The organism is Cupriavidus sp. H39 (assembly GCF_050271075.1).
In the GTDB taxonomy this organism is placed as follows: domain Bacteria; phylum Pseudomonadota; class Gammaproteobacteria; order Burkholderiales; family Burkholderiaceae; genus Cupriavidus; species Cupriavidus necator_B.
Genome location: NZ_CP189846.1, coordinates 448,393 through 461,338, shown reverse-complemented (window position 1 = coordinate 461,338; position 12,946 = coordinate 448,393). Strand labels below are relative to the sequence as shown.

Annotated in this window: 10 protein-coding genes; 6 read left to right on the top strand and 4 right to left on the bottom strand. The window is 69.4% G+C overall.

Annotation, left to right across the window (positions count from 1 at the left end):
- The first annotated feature begins 1 nt into the window (after position 1).
- Positions 2-919, top strand: a complete 918-nt coding sequence (locus ACOCMH_RS02500; protein WP_427307599.1) for a LysR family transcriptional regulator — start codon at positions 2-4, stop codon at positions 917-919.
- Positions 920-1,099: 180 nt separating this feature from the next.
- Here the strand turns inward: ACOCMH_RS02500 and ACOCMH_RS02495 are convergent, their stop codons facing one another.
- Entirely contained in the window at positions 1,100-1,798 is a 699-nt protein-coding gene (locus ACOCMH_RS02495) for a hydrolase (protein WP_427307598.1), read from the bottom strand.
- 327 nt (positions 1,799-2,125) lie between these two features.
- On the opposite strand from ACOCMH_RS02495, the gene ACOCMH_RS02490 reads away from it, so the two are divergent.
- From ACOCMH_RS02490 to ACOCMH_RS02475, 4 genes are read left to right on the top strand one after another with little or no spacing between them, the layout of a single operon-like run.
- Complete coding sequence (locus tag ACOCMH_RS02490) at positions 2,126-2,422, top strand: DUF3649 domain-containing protein (protein ID WP_427307597.1); 297 nt, start codon at positions 2,126-2,128, stop codon at positions 2,420-2,422.
- Positions 2,422-4,065 carry a PepSY-associated TM helix domain-containing protein gene (locus ACOCMH_RS02485; protein ID WP_427307596.1) on the top strand — a complete coding sequence of 548 codons (1,644 nt, stop codon included), beginning with the start codon at positions 2,422-2,424 and terminating at the stop codon, positions 4,063-4,065. The genes ACOCMH_RS02490 and ACOCMH_RS02485 overlap by 1 nt, the downstream gene beginning before the upstream one ends.
- Entirely contained in the window at positions 4,062-4,223 is a 162-nt protein-coding gene (locus ACOCMH_RS02480) for a DUF3325 family protein (protein ID WP_427307595.1), read from the top strand. The genes ACOCMH_RS02485 and ACOCMH_RS02480 overlap by 4 nt, the downstream gene beginning before the upstream one ends.
- A complete protein-coding gene (locus ACOCMH_RS02475; protein ID WP_427307594.1) occupies positions 4,187-4,420 on the top strand; it encodes a DUF3325 family protein in 234 nt (77 codons plus the stop codon). Before ACOCMH_RS02480 ends, ACOCMH_RS02475 begins: the two co-directional genes overlap by 37 nt.
- A 41-nt stretch (positions 4,421-4,461) precedes the next feature.
- Here ACOCMH_RS02475 and ACOCMH_RS02470 read toward each other — a convergent pair whose 3' ends face one another.
- From ACOCMH_RS02470 to fusA, 3 genes are all read right to left on the bottom strand, one after another.
- Positions 4,462-8,802 (bottom strand): response regulator, encoded by a 4,341-nt coding sequence (locus ACOCMH_RS02470; protein ID WP_427307592.1) that lies wholly within the window; start codon positions 8,800-8,802, stop codon positions 4,462-4,464.
- 247 nt (positions 8,803-9,049) lie between these two features.
- A complete protein-coding gene (locus ACOCMH_RS02465; protein WP_012354988.1) occupies positions 9,050-9,475 on the bottom strand; it encodes a PRC-barrel domain-containing protein in 426 nt (141 codons plus the stop codon).
- Positions 9,476-9,865: 390 nt separating this feature from the next.
- Positions 9,866-11,974: an elongation factor G gene (gene fusA, locus ACOCMH_RS02460; RefSeq protein ID WP_427307590.1), complete on the bottom strand. Its 2,109-nt coding sequence runs from the start codon at positions 11,972-11,974 to the stop codon at positions 9,866-9,868.
- A gap of 311 nt (positions 11,975-12,285) precedes the next feature.
- On the opposite strand from fusA, the gene ACOCMH_RS02455 reads away from it, so the two are divergent.
- Positions 12,286-12,915 carry a response regulator transcription factor gene (locus ACOCMH_RS02455; RefSeq protein ID WP_171517391.1) on the top strand — a complete coding sequence of 210 codons (630 nt, stop codon included), beginning with the start codon at positions 12,286-12,288 and terminating at the stop codon, positions 12,913-12,915.
- The last annotated feature ends 31 nt before the right edge of the window (positions 12,916-12,946 follow it).

Here is a 12,946-nt window from a genome sequence, read left to right as displayed (position 1 = left end):
CATGCGAGAAATCAATCAGCAACGGCTGCGATATTTTCGTGAAGTGCTGGCGCATGGCACCATCCGCGGCGCCGCGGACAGCCTGAACACCTCGCCCTCGGTGATCACGCGGCAGATCCGCCTGCTCGAGGAAGAGCTCGGCGCGATACTGTTCGAACGCGAGCCGCGCGGGCTCCGTCCCACCGCCGCGGCGGCGCACCTGCTGGAGTTCTGGCGCGGCTACCGCTCGCACCAGGAAAAGCTGGAAGACCAGCTGCACGCGCTGCAAGGGCTGCAGCAAGGCGAGGTGCGCGTGGTGCTGAGCGAAGGCTACGTCGACCTGCTCGTCAACGAAGTGCTGGCACGGTTCTGTGCGCGCTATCCCCGCCTCGATATCCGCATGGATATCCTTGCGGTCGACGGCGTGCTGGAGGAAGTGGCGGAAAGCCGCGCGCATATCGGGCTGGCCTACAACCCGCCGCCGCACCCGCGCATCGCGTACCGGGCGAGCGCGCCGCAGCCCGTGGTGCTGCTGGTCAGGCCCGACCACCCGCTGGCGCTGCGCGGCGGCGCCGCCCGCATCGCTGACCTGCAGGACTACCCGCTGGCCATGATGCCGGCCTCGTTTGGCGTCGGCCATGCCTTGCGCATGGTCGAGTTCGCTGAAAACATCTCGATCCGCGCCACGCTGGTCAGCAACTCATTGACTGCGCTGAAGCAGTTCGTCGCCTACGGCCAGTCCATGACGCTGATCGGGGAATTCGCCGCGTACCGCGAGATCGCGGCGGGCACGCTGGCGGTGGTGCCGCTGGACCATCCCCTGTTCCTCGGCACCCAGGCGCGGCTGCTGGTGAAAGACGGCCGGCCCTTGCCCGCGGCGGCGATCGAGCTGCTGGACCACATCGGCCGGCACATGTCGATGTTCGCGCAGCAGCGCTAGCCGGGAACGCGGCCTTTTGCCGACCGCGCCTGCGCTGCTCAGGCGAGCGTGCTTGCGACCAGGGCCGCGGCGGCGAGGCTGGTGGTGCCGAGCGCCAGCCAGCATCCGAGCAGCAGTGCGCCATGGGCAAGGTTTGCGCTTGGGTTCATGGTGTGTTCTCCCGTCGGATGCCGACGCGGGTCAGCGCTCGATCACCGGGGCGTGCACCGGCGCGACCGATTGGTGCGGCGTGGCGGTGCGTTGCGCGGCCTTGTGCACCATCGTGTAGGCATAGTCGATGCCCATGCCGTAGGCGCCCGAGTGTTCCCTGGCGATGTCGATCACGGCGTCATAGGTGTCGCGGTTCTTCCAGTCGCGCTGCCACTCCAGCAGGACCTGCTGCCACGTCACCGGCACCACGCCGGCCTGGATCATGCGCTGCATGGCGTAGTCGTGCGCTTCCTTGCTGGTGCCGCCCGAGGCGTCGGCCACCATGTAGATCTCGTAGTCGCCTTCCAGCATCGCACTCAGCGCGAAGGTGGTGTTGCACACCTCGGTCCACAGTCCGGCCACCACCACTTTCTTGCGGCCGGCGGCCTGCAGGGCATCGCGCACCTTCTGGTCGTCCCACGAATTCATCGAGGTGCGCTCCAGGGTCTGCTTGCCGGGAAACACATCGAGCAATTCCGGGTAGGTGTGGCCCGAGAACGAGTCGCTCTCCACCGTGGTGATGATGGACGGCACGTCGAACACGCTGGCCGCCTTCGCCAGCCCGACCACATTGTTCTTCATGGTCTGGCGGTCCATCGACTGGACGCCGAAGGCCATCTGCGGCTGGTGGTCGATGATGATCAGCTGGCTGTTGCGCGGGGTCAGGACTTCAAGCTTGGCGTTCGACATGGGGCTCTCCGGATAAATTCAAATTAGTTGATCGTCTGCGGCGGCGCTATATTCTTTGTCGCGCTGCCATGTAGAGAACTATAGCGAAGGCGATGCGCCTTACAGGAAACATTCCTTGTAATTGTTATTCAAAAAAATTGACGATATGAACGGGCATCCGCCATGGAGGGGACAGCGATAACCTTGAGAGCGAAAATGCGAATTGTTATCATTCGTGATGACTCGAAATCCACCTCGCGCCATGTCTGCCGTCCCCGCCATCCCCCGCCACCCCGCTTTGCCTGTCTCCATCGCTTGCGGTGATCCCCACGCCCTGGGAGGGCCGGCGTGAGCAAGGTGACGCAGGCCAGCCCGTGGCGCTATCGCGCCGGCGTCGGCGCGCGCGCCGTTGCCGCCATCGCCGGCGGCTATGCGCTGGCCGCGCTGGCCACCGCGGTGCTGGCGCTCTACCTGCCGATGGCGCGGCACGATGCCGTGACCACGGCCACGCTGCTGTCGTTCGCCATCTATGCCGGCGCGGTGGTCTGGGTGTTTGCGGTGCGCAGCGCATGGCGCGCGTGGGTGGGCCTGGCGCTGCCGGCCGCGCTGCTGTCGGCCATGCTGGCGCTTGGGCGGGGGGCGTGATGCGCGCGGGATTCAGGCAGTCGATGGCATGGCTGCACACCTGGAGCGGGCTGCTGGTGTGCTGGGTGTTGTGGCTGATGTTCTGCGGCGGCACCGCCAGCTACTACAAGGAAGAGATATCGCTGTGGATGCGGCCAGAGCTGCATCGCACCGCGCCCGCCGATGCCGGCAGGCAGATGCCGGCGGCGCAGGTGGCGCAGAACGCGTTGCGCTACCTCGAGCGCGAGGCGCCGGATGCCGCGCGCTGGTTCATCACGCTGCCGGATGCGCGGCGCGACACGGTCAACGTGCTGTGGACCTACAAGCCGGGCCAGGCGCCCCGCGATGCCGATGGCAAGCCGCGCCGCTTCGACACGCGCCTGCTCGATCCGGCCACCGGTGCGCCGCTGCAAGCCGCGCGCGAGACCCGCGGCGGCGAATTCCTCTACCGGCTGCACTTCGACCTGCATTACATGCCGGCCAGGTGGGCGCGCTGGATTGCCGGCATCTGCGCCATGTTCATGCTGGTGGCGATGGTCAGCGGCGTGATCACCCATCGCCGCATCTTTGCTGATTTCTTTACCTTCCGGCGTGGCAAGGGCCAGCGTTCCTGGCTCGATGCGCACAATGCACTGGCGGTGCTGCCGCTGCCGTTCCACCTGATGATCACCTACACCGGGCTGGTCACGCTGCTGTTCATGTACATGCCGTGGGGCATCGAGGCCGCCTACCGCGGCGACGAGCGCGCGTTCCAGGCGCAGGCCAGGCTGCGCCCGCCGCCGCCCAAGGCAGCGGGCGCGGCCGCGCCCCTGGCGAGCGTGCCGGACATGATGGCGCAAGCCGAGCGCGCGTGGCAGGGCGGGGCGGTGCGCCGCATCGTGGTGAGCCTGCCGGGCGATGCCAACGCAACCGTGACGATCAGCCGCGCCGAGCCCGATACGCTCGCGCACGATCCGCCGGCGCTCGAATTCGCGGGTACCAGCGGCGCCCTGCTCGGCAGGTACGCCGAGAACAAGTCCGCCGCGGAACTGACGCGCAGCGTCATGACCGGCCTGCATATCGCCGGCTTTGCGGCGCCGGGCCTGCGCGCGCTGTTCTTCCTGTGCGGGCTGGCCGGCACTGCCATGGTGGCCACCGGCGCGATCCTGTGGACGGTGCGCACGCGCCAGCAGCAGGCCAGGGCGATCGCCGCGCGGGGACGGCCGGGGTTTGGGCTGCGCCTGGTCGAGGCGCTCAATATCGGCGCGATTGCCGGCTTGCCGGTGGCCTTTGCCAGCTACTTCTGGGCCAACCGCCTGCTGCCGGTGACGATGGCGCAGCGGCCCGAGGCCGAGATCCGCTGGTTCTTCATGGCCTGGGGCGCGTGCGCGCTGCTGGCGCTATGCCGGCCCACGCGCGGCATGTGGCGCGCGCAGCTGTGGGCGGGCGCGCTCTTGTTCGGCACCATCCCGCTGCTTAATGCGCTGACCACCGCGTCGCATCTGGGCGTGACGCTGCTGCAGGGACGCGGGCCGGCCGCCGTGGCTGGCTTCGACCTGGTGTCGCTGGCGCTGGGCCTGGGATTGGGCGCCGCCGCGTGGATGACCGGCCGCCGCCAACCCGCTGGCGCTCGCATGGCATCGCGTCCGCGCAACGTCGCCGCCGGCACGCAGGAGGCCGCATGAACGCGCTGGCTGCGTTGGCGCTGTCGCTGGCCGGGTTTGCCGCCCTGGCGCTGTCGCTCGAGCGCCACCATGCCGATATCCATGGCCGCGGCAGCATGCCGACGCCCGGCGCGGTGGCGCGGTGGCGCGTTTGCGCCTGGCCGGCGCGCTGGCGCTGACGCTGGCGTTGGGGCTGCAGATTGCCGCGCAGGGCGGGCCGCTGGGCACGGTGTCGTGGCTGGGCATGCTGACGGCCAGTGCCATCGCCGTGGCGCTGGGCTTGTCCTACGCGCCGCGCGCGGTGCAGCGCCTGCTGCCCGGCGTGGCGCTCATCGGGCTGGCCGGCGCGGGCGCCTGCTGGCTGCTTGCCGGTTGAGCGGTTGAGCGGCTGAGGCGACAGGTTGCGCGGCGGCGCGCTCAGCTCGCCGGTTGCGGCCGGCCGGACGCTTCGGCCTGGGGTGCGACATCGTTCCCGGCATCGCCAACGACATCGCGCAGCACCTCGAGCAGCATCTGCGGCGGATACGGCTTGCGCAGCACCGCAACCGCGCCAAGCCCGGCGCGCTGGGCCGGCGTCAGGTCCAGCGTGTAGCCGGTGGCGAACACCACGCCCAGCCGCGGATGGTGCGCGCATGCCGCCAGTGCCAGGTCCACGCCGGAATCCCCGGCCAGCGCCACGTCGGTCACCAGCACGTCGACGGTATTGCCGGCCAGCATGGCCATCGCCGTCGCTTCACTGTCCGCCTCGAGCGCGTGCATGCCATAGGCACGCAGCATTTCCGCGGTGCCGGCGCGTACCAGCGCGTCGTCGTCGACGCACAGCACGCGCAGCGGCGCGGCCTCTGGCGCCTGGCCCACCGGCGTTGCGTCCGCGACCATCGCGGCGCGCTGGCCACGATTGGCCAGCACGTGGCGCACCTTGCGCGCCAGCGCCTCGTGGGTATAGGGCTTGCTGAGCAGTTCGATGCCGGCATCGAGCCGCCCGTCATGCACGATGACGCTGTCGGCGTAGCCTGAGGTGAACAGCACGCCCACCTCCGGCAGCCGTTCGCGCAGCTTGCGCGCCAGTTCCGTGCTGCGCAGCGGGCCGGGCATCACCACATCGCTGAACAGCAGGTCTACCGGCACGCCGCGCTCCACGATGGCCAGCGCGCTGTGCGCGTCGCGCGCGCGCAGCACGTGGTAGCCGAGGCTGGCGAGCATCTCGACTACCGTGGCGCGCACGTCTTCGTCGTCTTCCACCACCAGCACGGTCTCGCTGCCGCCGCGCGCGGGGCCCGCGTCCACTTCGATATCCGGGTCTTCGTCCTGGCGCACGCGCGGCAGGAACAGCGTGACCGTGGTGCCGCGCCCGGGCTCGCTGAAGATCTTCACGTGGCCGTCGGACTGGCGGATGAAGCCATACACCATGCTCAGGCCCAGGCCGGTGCCCTGGCCCTCGGGCTTGGTCGTGAAGAAGGGCTCGAACACGCGCTCCTGCACCTCGGGCGGCATGCCGACGCCGGTGTCGGTGACGGACAGCAGCACATACTGCGTTGACGCGGCCGCGGCTTCGTCGCCGGCTTCGCCCGGCATGGCGTTGCGCGCCGCGATGGTGAGGCGCCCATGCCCGTGCATGGCGTCGCGGGCGTTGATTGCCAGGTTCAGCAGCGCATTCTCGACCTGGAACGGGTCGACCAGTGTGTTCCACTGGTCGGGCGACACCACCGTCTCGATCTCGATGCCGTCGCCCAGCGCCCGGCGCAGCATGTCGTCCAGCGTGCGCACCAGCCGGCCCAGGTTGACCACGCGGGGCGCCAGCGGCTGGCGCCGCCCGAAGGCCAGCAACTGCGACGCCAGCTTGGCGCCGCGCGCGACGCCGGCCAGCGCGTTGCGCAGGCGCGGCTCGGCGCGGTCATCGCCGGCCAGGTCGCGCGCCAGCAACTGCAGGTTGCCGCCGATCACCTGCAGCAGGTTGTTGAAGTCATGGGCGACGCCGCCGGTCAGGTTGCCGATCGCCTCCATCTTCTGCGCCGTGCGCAGGGCCGCATCGGCATGGCGTAGCGCGGCCTGCGCTTCGCGGTCGCCGGTGACGTCGCGGCCCACGCCGTGGATATGGCCGTTGGCCGGATCGACCGACAGGGTCCAGGCCAGCCAGCGCAGCGCGCCGTCGGCACGCTGCTGCCGGCATTCGAAGCGCACCGGCACACCCTCGTGGCGCAGCGCGTCCAGCTGCGCGCTCGCGCTGGCCAGGTCGTCGGGGTAGATGAATGACAGATACGCGCGTCCCAGCACCTGCTGTGGCGCGTGGCCCAGCGTGCGGGTCCACGCCGGGCTGACCCGCTGCAGGCAGCCATCGAAGCGCGCGACGATAAGCAGGTCTTCGCTCAGCTCCCACAGCCGGTCATGGTCGGCCACGGCCTGCGCGACGCGGCGCTCCAGCGTGGCGTTCAGTTCCTGCAGGCGGCGCTCGGTGGCCCGGCGCAGGGCCGACAGGCGCAGGTTGCTGGCCACGCGCGCCAGCAGTTCGCGCGCGGAGAAAGGCTTGACCAGGTAGTCGTCGGCGCCGCTGCCCAGGCCGCTCACGCGTGCCTCCTCGCCGGCGCGGGCCGACAGCAGCAGCACCGGCGTGTCGCTCAGCGCGGCATCGGCGCGCAGCGCGCGCACCAGGCCAAAGCCGTCCAGGCGCGGCATCATCACGTCCGAGACCACCAGCGCCGGCGCCTGCGCGCGCGCCAGCGCCAGCGCCGCCTCGCCGTCGGCGGCCACGGCGACGCGGTGGCCGGCGGCGCCCAGCAGGCGGCACATGTAGTCGCGCAGGTCGTCGTTATCGTCCACCACCAGCACCAGGGCGCCGCCGTGGGCGGCATCGCCGGCTGCGGCGGCCGCTTCTGTCGTCAATGCCGCCGCTGCTTCCGCCGACGGCATCGCAAGGTCTTCAGCGGTCAGCGTCCCCGCCGGCGGCGGCACCTGCGCTTGCGGCCAGCGCAGCGCGGTTTCGACATAGGCGCGCGCCTGCACGCTGCTGGACGCAGGCGCGGCGTCAGTGTCGGTGGCCGCCTCCATCGCCGCGTCCGCGCCCACCGGCAAGCGCACGGTGAAACAGCTGCCTTCGCCTGGCACGCTCTGCACGTCGATGGTGCCGCCGTGCAGCCGCACCAGCTCCTGCACCAGCGCCAAGCCGATGCCGCTGCCTTCGATGGTGCGGCCCTGGGCGCCTTCCACGCGATGGAAGCGCTCGAAGATGCGCGGCAGTTCCGCCGCCGGGATGCCGATGCCGGTGTCGCGCACGGTGAACGCCACGGTGTCGTCGCCTTGCGCCGCCACGGTCACGCTGATGGTGCCGGCGAAGGTGAACTTGAAGGCGTTGGAGACCAGGTTCAGCACGATGGTCTCCCACATGTCGCGGTCCACCGCCACGGCGTGCGCCAGCGGCGGGCAGAGCGGCGGGCAGTCGACCTGCAGCGTGATGCCAGCCGCTTCCACGCTGGCGCGGAACAGCGAGGCCAGGTCCGCCGTCAACGCGGCCAGGTCGGTGGGCTGGCGGCGCATCGTGACGCGGCCGGACTCGATCCGCGAAAAATCCAGCAGCGCATTGACCAGCTTGAGCAGGCGCAGCCCGTTGCGATGCGTCATCTCCAGCAGGGCGCGGTCTTCGCCGGAACCGGCGCGGCGAACCAGTTCTTCGAGCGGGCCCAGCATCAGCGTCAGCGGCGTGCGGAACTCATGGCTGATATTGGAAAAGAACGCGGTCTTGGCGCGGTCGATCTCGGCCAGCGCTTCCGCGCGCTTGCGTGCCGCCTCATAGGCCAGCGCCGAGTGCATGGCAGCGCCGATCTGCCCCGCCACCAGCGTCAGGAAGCTGCGGTAGCGGTCCCCGAACAGGCGGAACGGGTTCAGGCCCACCACCAGCACGCCGCGATGCGACGCGTTGCCCGATGGCGCGACCTCGATCACGGCCGCGGACGACGGCGGCACGCCCCATGCGCCGCCCGGCAGCGGCACGGCGAAGCGCGAAGCCAGGCCGCTGACCAGGCCGGGCTGCTGCTGCGCCAGCACCTCGGCCACGGGCCACGGCCACTGCGCGTCCAGCGCGATCTGCGCGGGTGCGCCGGGATGGCCGGCATCGATGCCGATGGCGCCCACGCGCTGCAGCGTGCGGGCGCCGGGCTCGGCAATGTACAGCAGCGCAAACACGATGTCGCGCGGGTCCGCCGACAGCGCCGCCATGGCGCGCTCGCAGGCGTCGCGCCACGCGCGCGCATCGCTGGCCGAAGCCGCCACGTCGCGCAGCACGTTCAGCTGGCGCTCGGCCAGCACGCGTTCGGTGTCGTCGCTGTTGGCGCAGATGATGCCGCCGGTGCCGCCGTGGTCATTCGGCACCGGGCTGTAGGAGAAGGTGTAGTAGGTCTCCTCCGGGTAGCCGTTGCGCTCCATGATCAGCAGCTTCTGCTCGACGAAGGTGCCTTCGATGCCGGTCATCGCGGTGGCGAGCAGGGGGCCGATCTCGGGCCAGATCTCGCGCCAGACGACCGAAGTGGGCTGGCCGAGCGCACCAGGGTGCTTGCCGCCGATGATCGATTTGTAGGCGTCGTTGTAAAAGAAGTGCAAGGCCTCGCCCCAGCCGATCCAGATCGGCTGGCGCGAGGTCAGCATGATGCGCAGCGCCGTCCTGAGGCTGTGCGGCCAGGCCTGCGGCGGCCCCAGCGGGGTGGCGCCCCAGTCGAACGCGCGCATCAGCGCGCCCATTTCGCCGCCGCCGGCCAGAAAGCCCGGCATGTCGGCGGGCGCAACCGGGGCCGTGCGGGCGCCGGCGGCAGGAACCTTGGTTGAGGGGGGCGGAGATGGCAAGGGCGTCATGCTGGCGGCGGGTGTACTTATTGGTTGTCGCACGGGGCGCACGGGCCCCGGCCTTCGACCCGCGTCTGGCCAGACTGTGCCTAGCCTTGCCGCGCAATGCAAGCAGGCCGCGAGGCGCCTGTCCCGGCGCACTCGCGGCCCGATCCCGCAGCCTGCTGCAATCGGCTTACAGCGGCGGAGAGACCCAGTACGGGTCGCGCCCGTAGTATTCGTGCAGCGACTTGCCCCACTGCGGGTCGGCCATGCTCGGCCAGCTATCCTTGTTGAAGCCCGGTGCGGACTTGATCCGGTCGGCCGTCACGGCGATCCGGAAGCACTTTTCGTCGGTATCCATGACCAGCGCGTTCCAGGGGATGGCATGCAGCGTGTCGCCGATGCCGAGGAAGCCGCCGGTAGTCAGCACCGCATAGGCAATGCGGCCGTGCGGCACGTCCAGCATGATCTCGGAGATCTTGCCGACATGCTCGCCGTCGGACGAATAAGCCTTGGTGCCATCCAGGCTGGAAGCCGCCATCACTTCCGGGCCCGGGCCTTCGCCCACGCCGGAACCGACGATGGCTGCGCCTTGACTGCTGGGAGGTTGGGTTTGCATGCTGTGCTCCTTGTCGCGAGACGGTGGAATGCATGGCGTGCGCAATGACCATGCCTGCGTCGGTTTGGCGTGGTTTCTGCGCAGATCGCCGGGCGGCGGCGCCCCGCGCGGCCTCCGGCCGCCCTGGCGAGCAGGCAGTGGTGGTAATTCTTTCGCGGGGCTTGCAAAAACAACGCGTCGGCACTGGCATTGCGCGAGCGGCGCCGTGGTGCCACCGCAACGCAAAGGCGCGGATAGCGCGCCTCCGGTGGGTGGGCGGCGGCAGCCGAGGGCCGGGCGCAGGTCTTCAATATGCCGCCTGGGCGCGCCTATCCCGCTGGCGGGAGCGCGCCGGGCTAAGGCCCCGCGCGTCGACGAAGTCCCCGCGCGACACCCCGGCGTGGGTCGCCGTCAGCCCGCCCGTTTTGCCGAGATCACCGCTTCCGCCACATTGGCCGGCGCCTCGGCGTAGTGCTTGAACTCCATCGTGAAGGTCGCACGCCCCTGCGTCAGCGAGCGCAGCGTGGTGGAGTAGCCGAACATGGTCGCCAGCGGCACTTCGGCGCGCACGATCTTGCCACCGCCGCCGGCGATGTCTTCCATGCCGTGCACCATGCCGCGGCGCGAGGACAGGTCGCCCATCACGTTGCCGGTGAATTCCTCGGGCGTTTCCACCTCGACCGCCATCATCGGCTCGAGCAGCGTCGGCCGGGCCCGCCGCATGCCTTCCTTGAACGCCATCGAGCCGGCCATGCGGAAGGCGTTTTCGTTGGAGTCCACGTCGTGGTAAGAGCCGAACACCAGCGTGGCCTTGATGTCGACCACCGGGTAGCCGGCCAGCACGCCTGACTGCATGGTCTCGCGGATGCCCTTGTCCACCGCGGGGATGAACTCGCGCGGCACCACGCCGCCCTTGATCGCATCGACGAACTCATAGCCGCCGCCGTGCGGCATCGGCTCCAGGTTGAGCACCACGTGGCCGTACTGGCCGCGCCCGCCCGACTGCTTGATGAACTTGCCCTCGACGTCCCGGGCCGGCTGGCGGATGGTCTCGCGGTACGCCACCTGCGGCTTGCCGACCGAGGCCTCCACGCCGAATTCGCGGCGCATCCGGTCGACCAGGATTTCCAGGTGCAGCTCGCCCATGCCGGAGATGATGGTCTGCCCGGATTCCTCGTCCGTGGTCACGCGGAACGACGGGTCTTCCTGCGCCAGCCGGTTCAGCGCGACGCCCATCTTCTCCTGGTCGGCCTTGGTCTTCGGCTCCACCGCCTGCGAGATCACCGGCTCCGGAAAGGTCATGCGCTCCAGGATGATGACCTTGTCGGGGTCGCACAGCGTGTCGCCGGTGGTGGCTTCCTTCAGTCCCACCGCCGCGGCGATATCGCCGGCGCGCACCTCCTTGATCTCGTGGCGCACATTGGCGTGCATCTGCAGGATGCGGCCCAGGCGCTCGCGCTTGCCCTTGAGCGGGTTGTAGACGCTGTCGCCGGAGCTGACCACGCCGGAATAGACGCGGAAGAAGATCAGCTGGCCGACAAAGGGGTCGGTCATGATCTTGAACGCCAGCGCGGCGAACGGCTCGTCGTCGCTGGGGTGCCGCTCGGCTTCGCGGTCGTCCTCGGTGTGGCCCAGGATGGCGGGCACGTCGGCGGGCGACGGCAGGTAGTCGATTACCGCGTCCAGCATGCTTTGCACGCCCTTGTTCTTGAAGGCGCTGCCGCACAGCATCGGCACGATCTCGTTGGCGATGGTGCGCTTGCGCAGGCCCTGCTTGATCTGGTCCTCGGTCAGCGGCTCGCCCGACAGGTACTGGGTCAGCAGCGCCTCGTCGGCCTCGGCTGCGGCCTCGATCATCTTGTCGCGCCATTCCTGCGCGGTGGCGAGCAGTTCGGCGGGAATGTCCTGGTACTCGAAGCGCACGCCCTGGCTGGCATCGTCCCAGACGATCGCCTTCATCTTGACCAGGTCGACCACGCCCTGGAAGTGGTCCTCGGCGCCCAGCGGAATCTGGATCGGCACCGCGCGGCCGCGGAGGCGGTCGGCGATCTGCGTCTGCACGCGGAAGAAGTCGGCGCCAACGCGGTCCATCTTGTTGACGAACGCGATGCGCGGCACCGCGTACTTGTTGGCCTGGCGCCAGACCGTTTCGGATTGCGGCTGTACCCCGCCGACCGCGTCGTAGACCATGCAGGCGCCGTCCAGCACGCGCATGGAACGCTCGACTTCGATGGTGAAGTCGACGTGTCCGGGCGTATCGATGATGTTGATGCGGTGCTCGGGGTAGTTGCCGGCCATGCCTTTCCAGAAGGCCGTGGTGGCTGCCGAGGTGATGGTGATGCCGCGCTCCTGCTCCTGCTCCATCCAGTCCATGGTGGCCGCGCCATCGTGCACTTCGCCCAGCTTGTGGTTGACGCCCGTGTAGAACAGGATGCGCTCGGTGGTGGTGGTCTTGCCGGCGTCGATATGCGCGCTGATGCCGATATTGCGGTAGCGCTCGATGGGGGTCTTGCGGGGCACAGTGTTCTCCATGGATGGAATGATGAAACACGCCCGAATAGAGTAGCACCACTGGCCGCTTGCCGTTGCCCCTGCCGCGGGCAGGGACACGCGCCCGGGGCCGGCGCCGGCGCGGCCCGCGCGCAGCGCCGCGCGTCTGAGGCCGGCCTAGGATTTTCGCTGCAAGCGATGCGGATTCCTCCCATCCTGTGCGCGCTTGCCGCTCCCTATACTGGCGTGGCATCGCGTACCGGCGTGGCCGTTCCTGCTTTCCCGTTGCTGCCGGGGATGCTGCCTGCGCCCGATGCCTGCCTCGAACCTCGGACCCGCGCATGACAACCATCCTGATCGTTGACGACCATCCGGCGATGCGGCTGGTGCTTCGGCACCATCTGTCGCAGCTGCTTGGCGTCGACGAGGTGATCGAGGCGGACAACGGCCAATGCGCCATCGAAATGGTGCGCGCGCGCATGCCGGACCTGGTGCTGCTGGACCTCGACATCCCGCGCTCGAGCGGGCTCGACGTGGCGCCGCGCCTGCGCGCGATCCATCCGCAGGTGCGCATCCTGGTGGTGACGGCGCTGGACCCGGCAGTGTTCGTCAGCCGCTCCTGGCAGGCCGGCGCGCAGGGCTTCGTCAGCAAGACGCAGGACATCAAGGAGATCCTGCGCGCGGTCGAGGCGGTGCTGGCCGGCTACACCGTCTTTCCGCTGCTGGGCCGCGGCGGCGCGCCGCGCCAGTCGATGTCGGCCGACGACGAGATGCTGCGTCGGCTGTCCGACAAGGAACTGGTGGTGCTGCAGATGCTGGCGCGGGGCATGTCGTACAAGGCCATCAGCGAGAGCCTGTTTATCAGCAACAAGACCGTCAGCAGCTACAAGGCTCGCATCATGAACAAGCTGCAGGTGTCGTCGCTGGTCGAACTGGTCGACTTTGCCCGCCGGTGCCGGCTGACGCCATAGGGCGATTCCACCCGCGCTTTCTCATTAGACA